Annotated in this window: 8 protein-coding genes and 3 rRNA genes; 3 read left to right on the top strand and 8 right to left on the bottom strand. The window is 66.6% G+C overall.

Annotated features, from left to right (window positions below):
* Positions 1–31 precede the first annotated feature (31 nt).
* The gene (gene murA, locus H030_RS0119050; protein WP_027007276.1) at positions 32–1,333 is read right to left on the bottom strand and encodes a UDP-N-acetylglucosamine 1-carboxyvinyltransferase; all 1,302 of its coding nucleotides are present in this window, start codon (positions 1,331–1,333) and stop codon (positions 32–34) included.
* Positions 1,334–1,397: 64 nt separating this feature from the next.
* Between murA and H030_RS33510 the strand changes: the two genes are divergently transcribed.
* On the top strand, positions 1,398–2,072 hold the full coding sequence (locus H030_RS33510; RefSeq protein WP_081690939.1) for an HD domain-containing protein: 675 nt from the start codon (positions 1,398–1,400) through the stop codon (positions 2,070–2,072).
* 94 nt (positions 2,073–2,166) lie between these two features.
* Positions 2,167–3,348, top strand: coding sequence for an MFS transporter (locus H030_RS33505; RefSeq protein ID WP_331270982.1), 1,182 nt, complete (start codon positions 2,167–2,169; stop codon positions 3,346–3,348).
* Here H030_RS33505 and H030_RS0119035 read toward each other — a convergent pair.
* Positions 3,321–5,192, bottom strand: a complete 1,872-nt coding sequence (locus H030_RS0119035) for a sialidase family protein (RefSeq protein WP_155892151.1) — start codon at positions 5,190–5,192, stop codon at positions 3,321–3,323. The two genes, H030_RS33505 and H030_RS0119035, sit on opposite strands and share 28 nt — an antisense overlap.
* Before the next feature lie 105 nt (positions 5,193–5,297).
* Positions 5,298–5,639, bottom strand: coding sequence for a hypothetical protein (locus H030_RS0119030; protein ID WP_027007274.1), 342 nt, complete (start codon positions 5,637–5,639; stop codon positions 5,298–5,300).
* 60 nt (positions 5,640–5,699) lie between these two features.
* Here H030_RS0119030 and H030_RS0119025 point away from each other — a divergent pair, with 60 nt between their 5' ends.
* Complete coding sequence (locus H030_RS0119025) at positions 5,700–6,809, top strand: isocitrate/isopropylmalate family dehydrogenase (RefSeq protein ID WP_027007273.1); 1,110 nt, start codon at positions 5,700–5,702, stop codon at positions 6,807–6,809.
* Positions 6,810–7,979: 1,170 nt separating this feature from the next.
* On the opposite strand, the gene H030_RS0119020 is transcribed toward H030_RS0119025, so the two are convergent.
* The 5 genes from H030_RS0119020 to tyrS form a co-directional block, all read right to left on the bottom strand.
* Positions 7,980–8,627 carry a GNAT family N-acetyltransferase gene (locus H030_RS0119020; RefSeq protein WP_027007272.1) on the bottom strand — a complete coding sequence of 216 codons (648 nt, stop codon included), beginning with the start codon at positions 8,625–8,627 and terminating at the stop codon, positions 7,980–7,982.
* 751 nt (positions 8,628–9,378) lie between these two features.
* A 5S ribosomal RNA gene (gene rrf, locus H030_RS0119015) occupies positions 9,379–9,495 on the bottom strand.
* Positions 9,496–9,583: 88 nt separating this feature from the next.
* Positions 9,584–12,574: ribosomal RNA gene (locus H030_RS0119010) — 23S ribosomal RNA — on the bottom strand.
* Between the two features lie 435 nt (positions 12,575–13,009).
* Positions 13,010–14,556, bottom strand: a 16S ribosomal RNA gene (locus H030_RS0119005).
* The 16S, 23S and 5S rRNA genes sit together here, the layout of an rRNA operon.
* Positions 14,557–15,204: 648 nt before the next feature.
* Positions 15,205–16,404: a tyrosine--tRNA ligase gene (gene tyrS / locus H030_RS0119000; protein ID WP_027007271.1), complete on the bottom strand. Its 1,200-nt coding sequence runs from the start codon at positions 16,402–16,404 to the stop codon at positions 15,205–15,207.
* Positions 16,405–16,444: the final 40 nt, after the last annotated feature.

Below are 16,444 nucleotides of genomic sequence, written 5' to 3'. Positions count from 1 at the left end.
GCAGACTACGCGAAGGTCTGCTGCGAGACGGTCACGCCAGCGCCGGCTGCTCCGCCACCCGCTCGATGCTCGCCCCGAGCTCCCGCAACCGCTCGTCGATCCGCTCGTAGCCGCGGTCGATCTGGCCGATGTTGCCGATCTCGGTGCGCCCCTCGGCGCACAGCGCGGCCAGCAGCACGGCCATCCCCGCCCGGATGTCGGGCGACTCGACCCGCGCGGCGCGCAAGCGCCGCGGACCATGGATCAGAGCACGGTGAGGATCGGCGATGAACACGTTGGCGCCCATCGAGATCAGCTTGTCGCAGAAGAACAGGCGCGACTCGAACATCCACTCGTGGACGAGGACCTCGCCCTCGGACTGGGTGGCGAGCGCGACCGCGATCGACGTCAGGTCGGCCGGGAACGCGGGCCACGGACCGTCCTGGACCTTGGACGTGTGCTCGCCCATGTCGCGCTCGACGACCAGCTTCTGGCCGCCGGGGATGATCACGTCGGCGCCGTCGAGCTGGGACTCCAGGCCGATGCGGCGGAAGACCAGGCGGATCATGCGCAGGTCGTCGGGCTCGGTGTCCTTGATCCGCATCTCGCCGCCGGTCATGCCGGCCATGGCCATGAACGAGCCGATCTCGATGTGGTCGGGGCCGATGTCGTGCGTCGTGCCGCCGAGGACGTCGGTCCCGGTCACGTGCATGACGTTGGAGCCGATGCCGCGGATGTCGGCGCCCATCTTCACGAGCATGCGCGCGAGGTCGACGACGTGCGGCTCGCTGGCCGCGTTGAAGATCTGGGTCTCGCCGGGCGTGAGCGCGGCGGCCATCAGGGCGTTCTCGGTGCCCATCACGGACGGCTCGTCCATGAAGATCTCGCCCGCGCGCAGCGTGCCCGCGAGCTTCAAGATGGTGTGGTCGTGCTGCTCGATCCGGGCCCCGAGCGCCTTGAACGCGTCGAGGTGCGGGTCGAGGCGGCGGCGGCCGATGACGTCGCCGCCGGGCGGCGGCATCTCCGCGCGGCCGAAGCGCGCGAGCAGCGGGCCGGCGAGCAGGAACGACGCGCGGATGCGCGCCGAGATCCGGGGATCGACGCGCGACTCGGCGGTGATGCCGGCGGCGCAGATCGCGACCTCGTGCTCCCCGCGCCACTCCACGGTGGCGCCGAGATCCTCCAAGAGGTCGAGCATCGCCTGGACGTCGCGGATGCGCGGGATGTTGCGCACGACGACCTCGTCCGAGGTCAGCGCGGACGCGGCGAGACAGGGCAGGGCGGCGTTCTTGTTGCCGGCAGGGATGACCGTGCCGGACAGCGGAGCGCCCCCGTCGATGACGAACTTCTCCATGCGGTCGAAGCGCCCTGTGCGGCTTCCCGTAGTGGGGTCAGGGCGCTGGGCTAGGGTAACAGCCATGTCGTCGCAGCTTTCGCGGGCCGAGGCCTGGGACCTCCTCTCGGAGTGGGTGCAATCACCCTCCTTGCGCAAGCACTGCCTGGCGGTCGAGGCGGCGATGGTCGCCTACGCCCGGGAGAACGGCGAGGACGAGGAGCGCTGGGCCGTCGCGGGGCTGCTGCACGACGCCGACTACGAGCGCTTCCCGGACCTCGACGACGAGGTCGACGGGCATCCGCGGACCATCTTGAAGTACTTGCGCGAGCAGGACGCGGATCCGGAGATCGTCGCCGCGATCGCCGGCCACGCGCCGTTCCTGGGCGTCGCGCGGGAGACGCAGATGGCCAAGACGCTGTGGGCGGTCGACGAGCTGTCGGGGTTCATCATGGCCTGCGCCTACGTCCGGCCCGAGGGCATCCACGGGATGACGCCCAAGTCGGTCAAGAAGAAGCTGAGGACGGTCGCGTTCGCCGCCGCGGTCAACCGCGACGAGGTGCGCTCGGGCGCCGAGGAGCTGGGCGTCGACTTCGACGAGCACATCCGCTTCGTCATCGCCGCCCTGGAGGCGCGCGCCGACGAGCTCGAGCTGCACGGCCGCGGAGCCGACGACGCCGCGGCCGCGACGGGCGACAACGCACCCGGCCTCGCGCCGGACGAGGGCTCCGCGCCGACGACCCCGGAGGCCGCCGCCTAACCGCGGCGCCACGCTCTCGTCTGGTCCGCCCCCTGTCCCGGGCGGCGCTCGTGAGCGCTACGCGCGCGTCCTACGTGCGCCGCATGCCCGTGCGCTGCTGGCCGCCGAGCTGCCGGCGCGGCTGCCGGTCGGGATCAACGGCATCGCGCTGGTCCTGTTCATGCGCCAGCACTCCGGCTCCTACGCGGAGGCGGGCGCGGTCGCGGCGGCGTTCGGCTTCGCGGTCGGGATCTCGGCACCGCTGATCGGGCGCATGATCGACCGCCGCGGCCTGGTCCCGGTGGTCGTGCCGTTCACGGTCCTGCACGCGATCTCGATGCTGGCGCTCGTCGTCTGCGGGATCGAGGGCGCGCCGGTCGGGTTGTTGGTGGTGTTGGCCGCGCTCGCGGGCGCGTTCATCCCACCGCTCGGCTCGATCTCGCGCTCGCTGTGGCCGCGGATCCTCGAGCACGAGGACCCCGGGCTGCTCGGGACCGCGCTCGCTCTCGAGGGCGTCCTGATCGAGCTGATCTTCGTGACCGGCCCGCTGCTGACCGCGCTGCTGGCGGCGGTGTGGGATCCGGCGGTCGCGCTGGTGCTGTCGCCGATCCTGCTGTGCGCGGGGCTCGCCGGGTTCCTGGCGCAGCCGCCGGTCCGGGCGTGGCGCATCAGCGACGCCGCCGAGCACCACGGGCCGATGGGCGCGCTGCGCTCGCCGGGGATCCGGACGCTCGTGCTCGTCACGCTGCCGATGGGCTTCTGCTTCGGCGCGATGGAGGTGACGCTGCCGGCGTTCGCCGAGGCCCAAGGGCACAGGCCGCTGGCGGGCGTCCTGGTCGCGACGTGGTCGTTCGGCAGCGCGATCGGCGGGCTCGCCTACGGCGCGCGGTCCTGGCGCGGCGCGCCCGGGCGACGCTACGCGCGGCTGGCGATGCTGCTGCCGCTCGGCTACCTGCCGCTGGCGCTCGCACCGACGATCCCGGTGATGATCCCGCTGGCGATCCTCGCCGGCTGCTGCATCGCGCCGACGCTGACGGCCGGGAACCAGATCGCCGGCGAGGTCGCGCCCGCGGGCGCCGAGACCGAGGCCTACACCTGGCCGGTGACCGCGCTGGTCGTCGGCCTGGCGATCGGCAACACGGTCGCCGGAGCCCTCGTCGAGGGCCCCGGCTGGCGCACGGCGTTCCTGGTCAGCGCCTGCGGCGCCGCCGGCAGTGCCGCACTCGCGGCACTGCGCTGGCGGACGCTCGCAAGCGACCGAGACAGCCGCTACGGCGCGAACACCGTCGAGGCGTAGATGTCGGCGTTGCCGAAGTTGGCCGGGCAGTCCTGCTGCGGTGCCGGCGAACCCTCGTCCTCGTCGTCATCACCGCTGTCGTTCGGCAGCTCGGTCGGCGGCTCCGGCGACTCGGAGGTCGGGCCACCGATCGACACCGCCTCCTCGTGCAGTTCCTGGCGGTACTCGTCGACCGCCGGGCAGTCGGCCGCGTTGCGAACGTCGTTCCACAGCCCGATCCCGTAGGTCCGGGTCGCGTCGGCGTACACGTAGTCGCCAACGAACTCGGAGGCGAGGTTGTTGGCGCTGCTCCCCCGCGCGTCGCCTGAGGCGCCGCGGTTGGCCACCGAGAACGGGCCGACGACGCCGAGCGGCCCGATGTTGGCGTGCAACATCACGCCGACCGACGGGTGCGCGTTCTCCGGCCCCTCGGCGGACGTCGTGAACGGTGCGGTGAACGCGTTGTAGACGACGTACGCGTCCCTGGCGTCCGGCGAGATCGCGGCCGCCGAGTAGTACCCGCGGTCGCCCGGGCTCTGGATGCTGCGGCGCGGGCCCCACGTCGCGCCGCCGTCACGCGAGGTCGTGAACTTGACGGTCTCGGCGCCCAGCCCCGATCCGCCGTCCGCGTAGGACATGACGATCTGGTTGGTCGCGCCGGCGCCGAACGGCGCGCCGTTGGCGATGTCCACCGACGGACCGGCGCCGGCATCGTTGCGCTCGCCGCCGACCCCGTCGATCGTGCAACGGAAGACCGAGACCTCGAAGCCCGCGCACTGGTCGTTGGCGTCGAACAGCTTGACCGGCGCGGTCCAGGTCGCGCCGCCGTCGCTGGAGGTCACCATGACCTCCTGGCCGGTCACCGGCGCGCCCGGCGCCTGTGGCGGCTGCTGGTAGGCGAACACGTACACCTTGCCGTGCGAGTCCGTCCGGACCGTGCAGTCGACGCGCGAGTAGCCCGGCTGCGTCGTCTCCTCGTAGTGCTTGTCGATCGCGATCGACTGGCTCCACGACACGCCGCCGTCATGCGACGTCGCGATCTGGATCGGCGGGACGTCGAAGGTCCCGTTCACCGGGTCGTAGATGTAGGGGTCGGAGCAGACGTACACGTTGCCGAAGTGCGCGCTGGACGACGCGTTGTCGGCCCAGATCTGCGGCTTGTCGCTGAACGTGTCCGGGGTCTGGGCGCTCGTGATCACCGGCGCGCTCCACGCGCTGTCCGAGCCCGCCTGGGCGGCGGCGAGGTTGTCCATGCGGGACACCGCGACCGCCTCGTAGCCCGGGAACGGGTCCGGACCCGTCCAGCCTGCCTGCTTGCCCGACAGGTTCACGTAGTACAACCGCGAGCCGTTGGCCCAGGAGAAGTGCCCGTGCGCGTCGGGTCGCGGACCCCATGCGACGCCGGGGTCGCCGTCGTCGCGCATGCCGATCTCGCTGTAGTTGGGCAGCGTGCCGATCGGGCCGACGCTCTCCACGCACTCGGGGTCGCTGTCGCCGACGACGCCCCTGCAGGCGCGGCCGGTGATGCCGCTGTAGGTCGGTTGCGCCCAGGACAGGCCAGCGTTGGACGAGAAGTAGATGCCCGACGTGCCCGTCTTCTGGCTGTAGTTGCAGTCGTGGTCGTCGCCGGAGTTGCAGGCGGGCTGGTCGACGTTGTCGTTGGAGCCCGCCGCGATCACGCTGGGATGGATCGGGTCGATCGCCACCGCCGGCTCGTTGGCGGGGCTGGCGCCGAACGGAAAGCCGTCGGCGCCGTGGTTGACGCGGACGTCGGCGGCGTGGGCCGCCGAGGCCACCGGGAGCGTCGCGAGGATCGCGACGAGAAGAGCGCAGAACAGCGTGGAGGTCCTACGGCGTGCTTGCACGCGGACGAACCTAACGTTCAGGAGCGTTGAGCAAGAAGAGGCGGGTCCTGCCAATCCGGCAGGTCGGTCAGGCAGCTGCCCAGGTGGCCTGAAGACCTCCTCAGCTCAGGAGGCGGCCTTGTAGCGCCCGCCGCCCTTCGCCCACTCGGCGAAGTGCTCCAGCCGGCAGAAGGCGTCGCCGATCCGGTGCTGGCCGCGGTGGCGGACGACGAGGATCCGCTCGATCCCGAGCTGGTCGCCGCAGAGCGCGCAGCGGCCAAGCGCGTCGTCGGGCTCCCCCGCGCCCACGATCCGGCCGGGCTCCCACTCGGCGCCGCGGATCGCCCACGGGACGACGTGCTCCAGGCGGCAGAAGACGGCCTTGCGCTGCTCCTCGGGCTCGGCGACGCGGAAGCCTTCGTCGTCGCCGACCGGCGTGCCACACCAGGTGCAGAGCTCGTCGGGCATGGGTCCTGATGAGGGTACCCGCCGGACAGCGGTCGGCGCGAGCGGCTACCTTCAGGGACCGTGTCTTCCGAACCGCTGACGATCACCATCCTCGAGGGCGACGAGACCGGGCAGGAGCTGCTCGAGCAGGCGCTCCGGGTCCTGGACCCCGAGGTCATCGGGCTGTCCGTGACGCTCGACCGCTACGACCTGTCGCTGGAGAACCGGCGCAAGACGGACAACAAGGTCGTCGAGGAGAGCGCGGCGGCGATGCGCGCGTCCGGGCTCGGCATCAAGGCGGCGACGATCACGCCCGAGGGCAAGGACGACGTCGGGTCGCCGAACCGTCTCGTGCGCGAGGGCGTCGACGGCAAGGTGATCATCCGGACGGGCCGGCGGATCCCGGGGATCAACCCGGTCGCCGGTGTGTACCTGCCGATCTCGGTGGTCCGGATGGCGGTCGACGACGCCTACGGCGCCAAGCAGTGGCGCGAGGGCGTCGACGGCGGTCCGGACGAGATCGCCTACCGCACCGAGAGGATCTCGCGCGGGACGTGCCGGGCGGTGGCCGAGTACGCGTTCCGGACCGCTGCCAAGATCGGCGGGAAGGTCTACGGCGGGCCGAAGTGGACGGTGTCCCCGGTGTACGAGGGGATGCTGAAGGAGGAGATGGACCTCGCGGCCGAGCGCCATCCGGACGTCTGGTACCAGCCGGTCCTGATCGACGCGACCTACGCGGGCCTGATCAGCGGCGCGGCGGATTCGCCCCTGGTGATCCCGGCGCTGAACCGCGACGGCGACTGCCTCTCGGATCTGGTCATGCCGATGTTCGGCTCGATCGCCGGGGCCGAGAGCGTGTTGCTGGCCTTCGACGACGACTTCAAGACGACCGTCGCGATGGCCGAGGCGCCCCACGGCACCGCGCCCGCGCTGCAAGGCAAGGACATTGCCAACCCGATGGCCATGATCTTGGCCTGCGGAGCGGTGCTGGCCTACGCCTCCGACCGCGGCGTGTCCGGCACTGACCTCGCCTCCCGCGCCATCTACGAGTCCGTGCTCGAGAGCACCGCCCGCGGCGTCCGCACCCACGACCTCGGCGGATCGGCCGGCACCACCGAGTTCACCGACGACGTCATCGGCCGCGTCCGCACCAAGATGGACGTCTGGTCCTCCCTCGGCTCGACGATGTAACGCGGGCGGCCGGCACCCACGCCGCGCCGCACGCACCCGGATCCGGCGGCCCGACCGGGCCGCCGACGCCGCCCACCGGCGGCGTCACTCCCCACCGCCGCGTCTCCTCCGCCGCAGCACTCCACCCACAGCCGCGATCTAGGCGCCGGCGGCACGGTCACGGCGCAACTCGCGCGACCTCGTTGTCGGCAACCAGGTCGGCGAGCTCGCTTCCGGCGACACGAACTTCGCCCTCGGTGCGGGAACTTCGCCTCCGGCATTGCAAGATCTCGTGCAGGACTCGGTCGGAATTTCGGCTTGCTAGAGCCAAATTCGGGCGATTTCTCGACGCGAACGGGCGTTCGCTCCTCTTCCGTCCGATCGCCCCATTAGCTTTGCGAACACATGTTCTCCCCCACCGCAGATCCCCGGACGGCCAAGCGCTCCATGCGCGAGACCATCCGGCGTGCCGTCGACCTGGTCGTCGCCTTCGCCACGCTCGCTGATGAGCTGCCGCCGCGCGACCACGCCGACGACCTCGCGGAGGCCCATCCTCACCGCCGTCCGCTCCGCGCACCTCAGCGCGCGGGTCGTCCCGGCGGGGTGCCTTCCCGGGCGCACTCCTGCACGACGCCAGTGGCACATCGCCTGCAGCGTCGGTCCTCCAGGACTCCAAGCGTGCGGTGACATTTCCTCAGCACTAGCGCCCCAGCTGGGAGGCCGTGGGCGCAGGGAGCTTCATGTCGATGTTGGGCAAACAGCGAGCGGGCCGCCATTAGGCGGCCCGCGGCGCATCTCCACCCAGTTCTCACCACCGCCGGCCCGACGTCCGCCATCAACCGGCCTCCGCCGACGTACACCCCCGAGGCGAGAACCTCAGGCCCTCCACCGCCATCTCCGCCGTTCCCGCCGCGCGATTCTGACGAGACGACAGACCGCGCGAACCTCAACAAGCAGCAGGGCTTCGAGATCCTCCCGGCAGCGGTGCCCACGCCGCCACTCTCCATCCAACCTCACGGGCGGCGTGCACTTCCGGAAACGTGCGTCCGGCCTCCAACTCGCAAGACCGCGCGGATGCCGCGCATCTCGCAGGAACGCGCCGGCAGCCGCGGCCCGCTCCACGCACGTCAGCTCGCGGGCCCGGGTCGGCGAGCGCTAGGCGCGTGTGACGTGGGTCCCGCGACGGGGCAGCTAGGCGGAGCGGTAGTGGTAGGAGTGAGCGATGTGGAAGCCGCGGGCGGCGTAGAAGGACAGAGCGCCGGGGTTGTCGGCTTCGACTTGGAGGTAAGTCGCCGTGGCACCGGCCGCAGCGGACCAGGAGGACAGGGCGTCGACGAGCTGGGAGGCGATCCCGCGACGGCGTGCCGACGGTGCGACGTAGAGCGAGAACAGGCCGAGCCAGCCGGACTCCGCAACCCCGATGCAGACGCCGAGCGGCTCCGAGGTCGAGGTGTCGATCGCGGCCGCGAACCGAGCGCGGTCGCCGAGTTGGGAGAGGACGAGGTCGGCGGTGTCGCGGGTGCCGTCGATGCCGCTCACCGTCGCCCAGGCGGTCACCCAGTCCGAGGTGAGATCGGTGAGCTCGACCGAGATCGCCGGCACGGACGCGACCGGCCCCGGCTCGGCGACACCATCGTGGACGCGGATGGTGATGTCGGCGGCGGGCGACGGACTGCCACCAACCGGACCGGCCAGGACGAGGCTCGCGCCGCCGAAGGACATCCCGCGGTCCTCGAGGCTCTCGTCGAGACGCAGATGTGACTCGGCCGGCGACACCTGGACCGTCTGCGTGAAGTCGAGCTCCTCGGCGGTGGCCAGCGCAAGCTCGAGGGTGCGCACCGCATGCGCGGTGTCCGCCGGCGGAAGCAGCGAGTTCGACCGACGGCGATCGACCCCAACCGTCCGCCGCAGCAGCCAACCATCGACTTTCTCGGTCTCCCCAGCCGGCCAAGCCCGCGCGGCGAGCTGCTCGATGCGATGTGAGACCTCAGGGTCGAAGTGACTGCGGAGCCGTGCCTGCACCCGCCCCATCCTGCCATCCGAGCTCACGGCGCGACAGTGTGCGACAACCCGCGCTCTCCGGCATGGGACACAGCACGAGATGCTCCCCGCCTCACGCTCCGTCCCTGCCAGAAGCGACAGCCAAAGCGAGACGGACGCGCGTCTGCCTCGCCGGCTCGACGAAGGGGTGCGCCGCGACGCTCCCGCTAGAAGCGCCGGCCAGAGGTCCTCGGCGCGACGCCGCCTGACACGAGTGGATCGCCTAAGTTTGCAACAGAGACGTGGGGGTGTCCCCGTCGCCAGAAGCGACGGTCAGCGAAGCGGATACGCACGGCATCTCCTGTAAGAGCCGATGTCCAGGAGCGTGACGTCGCCGTAGGGCAGCGCGCCGGCCAGGTGATCGGTGTCAGAAGCATCGTCTGTGCCAGCGACAGAAACGACGAGCTCGCCGGCCAGAAGCTCGACGGCCGGAAGCAGCCCGTCGCTGGTCCGTGTCGGAACGGCGCCGAAGAGAGGGCCGTGAGATGGCGCCGACAAGTCGGCGTGAGTTAAAGAAGAAAGGCCGCCCGAGGGCGGCCTTTCTAAATTAAACCGGCGGCGTCCTACTCTCCCGGGCCCTTGCGAGCCAAGTACCATCGGCGCTGAGAGGCTTAACTTCTCTGTTCGGAATGGGAAGAGGTGTTTCCCTCTCGCCAAAGCCACCGGAAACCTACGAGAGTTCCCGGCGGCCCCTCAAAACCGCACAGCTCACCACATGTGATAATTCGTTGTTACGACGCCTTGTAAATATAAAAACCGTCAAGCCCTCGAGCCATTAGTACCAGTCTCCTTCGCGCATTACTGCACTTCCAGATCTGGCCTATCAACCTGGTGGTCTCCCAGGGCTCTTACTCTCTCAAGGAGATGGGAGAGCTCATCTTGAGGCTGGCTTCCCGCTTAGATGCCTTCAGCGGTTATCCAATCCGGACGTAGCTAACCTGCTATGCCCTTGGCAGGACAACAGATACACCAGAGGTCCGTTCACCCCGGTCCTCTCGTACTAGGGGCAAATCCTCTCAACTCTCCAACGCCCACGGCAGATAGGGACCGAACTGTCTCACGACGTTCTGAACCCAGCTCGCGTACCGCTTTAATGGGCGAACAGCCCAACCCTTGGGACCTACTTCAGCCCCAGGATGCGACGAGCCGACATCGAGGTGCCAAACCGGGCCGTCGATGTGGACTCTTGGGCCCGATAAGCCTGTTATCCCCGGAGTACCTTTTATCCGTTGAGCGACGGCACTTCCACTTGCTACCGCCGGATCACTAAGACCTGCTTTCGCACCTGCTCGACATGTCTGTCTCGCAGTCAAGCTCCCTTACTGCCTTTGCACTCTACGCACGATTTCCGACCGTGCTGAGGGAACCTTTGTGCGCCTCCGTTACATTTTGGGAGGCGACCGCCCCAGTCAAACTACCCGCCTGGCACTGTTCTCCGCCCCGATTCAGGGCGCGAAGTTAGACGTCCAATACATCAAGGGTGGTATCTCAAGGTTGGCTCCACACCAGCCGCAGCCGGTGCTTCAAAGCCTCCCACCTATCCTGAGCGAAATGCACCGAACGCCAATACCAAGTTGTAGTAAAGGTTCACGGGGTCTTTCCGTCTAGCCGCGGGTACTCGGCATCTTCACCGAGACTGCAATTTCACCGAGCCCCTCGCTGAGACAGCGCGCAAGTCGTTACGCCATTCGTGCAGGTCGGAACTTACCCGACAAGGAATTTCGCTACCTTAGGACCGTTATAGTTACGGCCGCCGTTTACCGGGGCTTAGCTTCGCTGCTTCGGGCGAACCCTAACAACTCCACGTAACCTTCCGGCACCGGGCAGGCGTCAGCCCCTATACGTCGTCTTACGACTTAGCAGAGACCTGTGTTTTTGGTAAACAGTCGCTTGCGCCTATTCACTGCGGCCCCCTCGGGCTCCAGTCGCGAAGACCTTCACCCTACTGGGGCGCCCCTTCTCCCGAAGTTACGGGGCAATTTTGCCGAGTTCCTTAGCGAGGGTTATCTCGATCACCTTAGTATTCTCTACTTGCCCACCTGTGTCGGTTTTGGTACAGGCACGCGAGTTCTCCCTAGAGGCTTTTCTTGGAGGCATGGCGTCCGGGACTCGCCGGCCCTTGGGCCAGCTGGCATCGCGCCTCAGGTTAAAGGGACCCGGATTTGCCTAGGTCCCACCCTACACGCTTACCCCAGGGCAACCATCGCCTGGGATCCCATAGCCTTCCTCGTCCCCCCATCGGTCAAACGATCTCGACGTGGTACAGGAATATCAACCTGTTGGCCATCGACTACGCCTTTCGGCCTCGCCTTAGGTCCTGACTAACCCTGAGCCGACGAACGTTGCTCAGGAAACCTTGGGCAATCGGTGGAGGGGATTCTCACCCCTCTTTCGTTACTCATGCCGGCATTCTCACTTCTCAAGCCTCCACGGCTGGCTTCCGCCGCCGCTTCACTGGCTTGAGAACGCTCTCCTACCGCTCACACAAAGTGTGAACCCGCAGCTTCGGTGTCTAGCTTGAGCCCCGTTACATTATCCGCGCCCGAACACTTGACCAGTGAGCTGTTACGCACTCTTTCAAGGGTGGCTGCCTCTAAGCCAACCTCCTGGTTGTCTATGCATTCGGACATCGTTTCCCACTTAGCTAGAACTTGGGGACCTTAGCTGGCGGTCTGGGCTGTTTCCCTTTTGACGCTGAAGTTTATCCCCCAGCAACTGACTCCCGGAGTACACGTAATGGTCTTCGGAGTTTGCCTTCCTTCGGTAAGCTGGTAGGCCCCCTAGGGAAAACAGTGCTCTACGGCCACAACGCAATTTATCCGAGGCTATACCTAAATATATTTCGGAGAGAACCAGATATCACTGAGCTTGATTAGCCTTTCACTCCGACCCACAGGTCATCCGCCCAGTTTTCAACCTAGGTCGGTTCGGTCCTCCACGAGGTCTTACCCCCGCTTCAACCTGCCCATGGGTAGCTCGCTCAGTTTCGGGTCTACCGCCTACGACTAAATCGCCCTATTCGGACTCGCTTTCGCTTCGGCTCCGCTCATCGCTTAACCTTGCCGCAGACGAGTAACTCGCCGGCTCGTTATGCAAAAAGCACGCGGTCACAGAACAAGTCTGCTCCCACCGCTTGTAGGCACGCGGTTTCAGGTACTATTTCACTCCCCTTCCGGGGTACTTTTCACCTTTCCCTCACGGTACTAGTCCGCTATCGGTCACCTAGGAGTACTTAGCCTTGGAGGGTGGTCCCCCCAGATTCAGTCCGCGTTTCACGGGTGCGGACCTACTCAGGAACGCTAGACAGCAGGTATTGCGGTTTCGTCTACGGGACGGTTGCCCTCTTTGGTTGGCGGTTCCACGCCATTCGACTACCACAACACTTTGTAACTGCTGCCAGGCCAACCACGACCTGGAACTAGCGCCCTACAACACCATGCACGCAACGCGTGGTTGCTTACACGTACATGGTTTGGGCTGATCCCTTTTCGCTCGCCACTACTCAGGGAGTCTCGGTTGATTTACTTTCCTCGGGGTACTGAGATGTTTCACTTCCCCCGCTTGCCTCCCACCTGACTATGTGTTCATCAGGCGGTGACGCCGCATTACCGGCGCCGGGTTTCCCCATTCGGAAATTCACGGGTCAAAGGCTGTTCAACGCCTCACCGTGACTTATCGCAGTCGTCCACGTCCTTCATCGGCTCTAGGTGCCAAGGCATCCACCATGTGCCCTTACTATCTTGACGGTGATCGTCAATAACATGAGCCTGAACTGGATTGCAACAGTTCGGGCTCGGTGAATTACCCGTGAGTCTCCCCGGCTCATCGAAGATGAAGGGAGACTCACAATGCCCGATCCGCGTTGGAGTGGATCGGGACATGTGGCTGCTGTGCAGTTTTCAAGGGCCGCCGAGAGGTACGCGCCGGGGGATTCCCGGCATTGCGCGGTCTCTCAAAACTCAACAGCATGCACGGCCTCGAACTCCACGATGCGTGGCACCACGCGAAAGCGCGGTGGGATCTCCAAGAAAGGAGATCCGGCTGGGCCGGCCAGGTTCGGTCGACGTACTAGGCCCCATGGTCGGAGGTCGTCACATCGAATCCTCACACGAGCTCCGAAGAGCAGGCATGAGGCCGGCGACGACGCCGTGCCACGAGGGTCCCATAATGGGACTCCCTAGAAAGGAGGTGATCCAGCCGCAGCTTCCGCTACGGCTACCTTGTTACGACTTCACCCCAGTCACGAGCCCCACCTTCGACGGCTCCCTCCCTTGCGGGTTAGGCCACCGGCTTCGGGTGTTGCTCACTCCCGTGGTGTGACGGGCGGTGTGTACAAGGCCCGGGAACGTATTCACCGCGGCAATGCTGATCCGCGATTACTAGCAACTCCACCTTCATGCAGGCGGGTTTCAGCCTGCAATCCGAACCGAGACGCACTTTGAGGGATTCGCTCCACCTCGCGGTATCGCAGCCCTCTGTATGCGCCAATGTAGCACGTGTGTAGCCCTGAACATAAGGGGCATGATGACTTGACGTCATCCCCACCTTCCTCCGGTTTGTCACCGGCAGTCTCGCATGAGTCCCCAACTAAATGCTGGCAACATGCGACGGGGGTTGCGCTCGTTGCGGGACTTAACCCAACATCTCACGACACGAGCTGACGACAGCCATGCACCACCTGTGAACCTGCTCCGAAGAGAAACCGTGTTTCCACGGCGGTCAGGCACATGTCAAGCCCAGGTAAGGTTCTTCGCGTTGCGTCGAATTAAACCACATGCTCCGCTGCTTGTGCGGGCCCCCGTCAATTCCTTTGAGTTTTAGCCTTGCGGCCGTACTCCCCAGGCGGGGCACTTAATGCGTTAGCTTCGGCACGGGAGGAGTCGACACCTCCCACACCTAGTGCCCATCGTTTACGGCGTGGACTACCAGGGTATCTAATCCTGTTTGCTCCCCACGCTTTCGCGTCTCAGCGTCAGTCACGTCCCAGCGAGCTGCCTTCGCCATTGGTGTTCCTCCTGATATCTGCGCATTTCACCGCTACACCAGGAATTCCACTCGCCTCTTCCGGACTCGAGCTTGACAGTATCCACCCGCCTCCCGGGGTTGAGCCCCGGGCTTTCAGAGCGGACTTACCAAGCCGCCTACACGCGCTTTACGCCCAATGATTCCGGACAACGCTTGCCCCCTACGTATTACCGCGGCTGCTGGCACGTAGTTAGCCGGGGCTTCTTCTGAAGGTACCGTCACCACGTACGGGTATTAACCGCAGAGGCTTCGTCCCAACTGAAAGAGGTTTACAACCCGAAGGCCGTCTTCCCTCACGCGGCGTTGCTGCGTCACGCTTTCGCGCATTGCGCAAGATTCCCCACTGCTGCCTCCCGTAGGAGTCTGGGCCGTGTCTCAGTCCCAGTGTGGCTGATCGTCCTCTCAGACCAGCTACCCATCGAAGCCTTGGTAGGCCATTACCCCACCAACAAGCTAATGGGCCGCGGGCTCATCCCGATGCGGAAGCCGAAGCCTCCTTTCCTCGATCCACTGATGTGGAAAGAGCACATTTGGTATTAGCCCCGGTTTCCCGGGGTTGTCCCAATCATCAGGGCAGATTACCCACGTGTTACTCACCCGTTCGCGGCTTTGCCCCCGAGCAAGCTCGGGTTCGTCGCTCCACTTGCATGTGTTAAGCACGCCGCCAGCGTTCGTCCTGAGCCAGGATCAAACTCTCCGTGAAGTGAACTACCACGACTATGCACACCCGAAGGCGCACACAGCACGAAGAGCTGTCAAGTCTCATGTGATGAGAGCGTTACACGTCTCCCATCGAGATATGACGGAATTATCTTTCTCAGACCCCGCGATCTTCCGCTGGCGAAAGACCCGGGGGTCGAACCTGGACGCACACCTCTGAACCCGGCTGGGTCAGAAGGTGCGCATGCTGTTGAGTTTTCAAAGACCGTCGCGCCCTGTCGGGAAGGGGTTACCTTCGAAAGGACGCTCCGCAGAGCCGAAGCTCTTGGAGCGGGGCCGAGCAGTTTAGCACCACTCGGCGGCGGGTGTGCGGCCCGGGCCAGAAGCCCTTGTCGCTGCCCCGCTGAAGCGAAGTATACGCACAGCTCGGAGCCGCGCGTCGGCCGGTCGTCATGCAGACGTCTCGGCAGGGCCCGGCAGGAGCCGGATTCCCTTGCGCCGCAAGGCTATCCGCCACCTGGCCCCAGGCGCAAGCGCCAACTGGTCCAGCTCCGAGGCCACGAATGGTGCCCCGCGGGCCACCCGTAGAAGTGACCATCCCGTCAAGACGCCTGGTTCGAACCTTGGCGCGCCGCCGATCCCCAACAACCACAAGGGATCGACCGGAATCGAACCTTCAGCCCCCGCGGACCTACCCCGCGACGAGCCGCCGGAAATGCCGCTTTCCGACCTGCAGGACCTGGCCGGCGAGGTCGGCCCAGTCGGCGTCCAGCCTGTCGGCGGGGAGCGTCACGCCGTCGACCTTCACGCCGCCCTGGGCAAGCAGCCGGCGCGCGTCGGAGGAGGAACGGCCGAAGGCGGTCGCGATGATCTTGGGCAGCGGGACGGTGTTGCCATCCTGGATCCAGTCGGCGGGGACCGGGAAGTCCTCGACATCGTCGGGGATCTCGTGCGCGACGAAGAGCTGGTCGAACCGCGCCTCGGCCTCCGCCCCGGCGCCGTCGCCGTGGAACCGGTCCACGATCGCGCGCGCCAGCCAGCGCTTCCGGTCCCGCGGCCCGGCATCGGCCGGCGCCGGCGGGATCGCCAGCAGCTCGAACCACACGTCCATCGCCTCATCCGGCAGCCGCATCGTCTTGCCGAACTGCTCCTCCGGCGCCTCGGTCACCCCGATGTGGTTGCCGAGCGACTTGGACATCTTGTCCACGCCGTCGATCCCCGGCAGGATCGGCATCGTCAGGATCACCTGCTCGGCGACCCCGTACACGCGCTGGACGTCACGCCCCAGCAGCAGGTTGAAGGTCTGGTCGGTCCCGCCGAGCTCCACGTCGCTCTCGATCGCCACGCTGTCGTAGCCCTGCAGCAGCGGGTAGAGCATCTCCAGCACCGAGATCGGCTGCTGCGCGGCGAAGCGCTTGGCGAAGTCGTCGCGCTCCAGGATCTGCGCGACCGTCGCCACGCGCGCGAGCGCGAAGAGCTTCTCGGCCGGCATGTCCAGCCACTCGCCGTTGCGCCGGACCTCCAGCAGCTCCGGGTCGTCGCGCAGCACCGTGAACGACTGCCTCTTGTAGGTCTCCGCGTTGGCGTCGATCTCCGCGCCGGTCAGGACCGGCCGCGTCGAAGACCGCCCCGACGGATCTCCGACGCGCGCGGTGTAGTCGCCGACGATCAACACCACCTTGTGCCCCAGGTCCTGGAACTCGCGCAGCTTCTGCAGCACGACCGTGTGGCCGAGGTGGATGTCGGGCGCCGTCGGGTCCAGCCCGAGCTTGACGCGCAGCGGCCGCCCCTTTTCCCGCGCGTGCGTGAGCTTCGCGGCGAGGCCGCCTTCGGGCAACGACTGATGCGCGTTGCGGAGGAGGTCGCGGGCGGTCTGATCGGGCTGGGCCATGAGGGCCGAATGCTAGAGTTCGAGGCCGATTCCGGGGTGG

The sequence above is a fragment of the Conexibacter woesei Iso977N genome (genome assembly GCF_000424625.1).
Taxonomy (GTDB): domain Bacteria; phylum Actinomycetota; class Thermoleophilia; order Solirubrobacterales; family Solirubrobacteraceae; genus Baekduia; species Baekduia woesei_A.
The sequence above is the reverse complement of the archived record's forward strand: the minus strand, read 5'-3'. Positions and strand labels throughout refer to the sequence as shown.

Excerpts from the sequence above, each read along its gene's own strand:
- H030_RS33510 (WP_081690939.1), top strand. The coding sequence starts at position 1,398 with ATGTCGTCGCAGCTTTCGCGGGCCGAGGCCTGGGACCTCCTCTCGGAG.
- murA (WP_027007276.1), bottom strand. The coding sequence starts at position 1,333 with ATGGAGAAGTTCGTCATCGACGGGGGCGCTCCGCTGTCCGGCACGGTC.
- H030_RS0119030 (WP_027007274.1), bottom strand. The coding sequence starts at position 5,639 with ATGCCCGACGAGCTCTGCACCTGGTGTGGCACGCCGGTCGGCGACGAC.
- tyrS (WP_027007271.1), bottom strand. The coding sequence starts at position 16,404 with ATGGCCCAGCCCGATCAGACCGCCCGCGACCTCCTCCGCAACGCGCAT.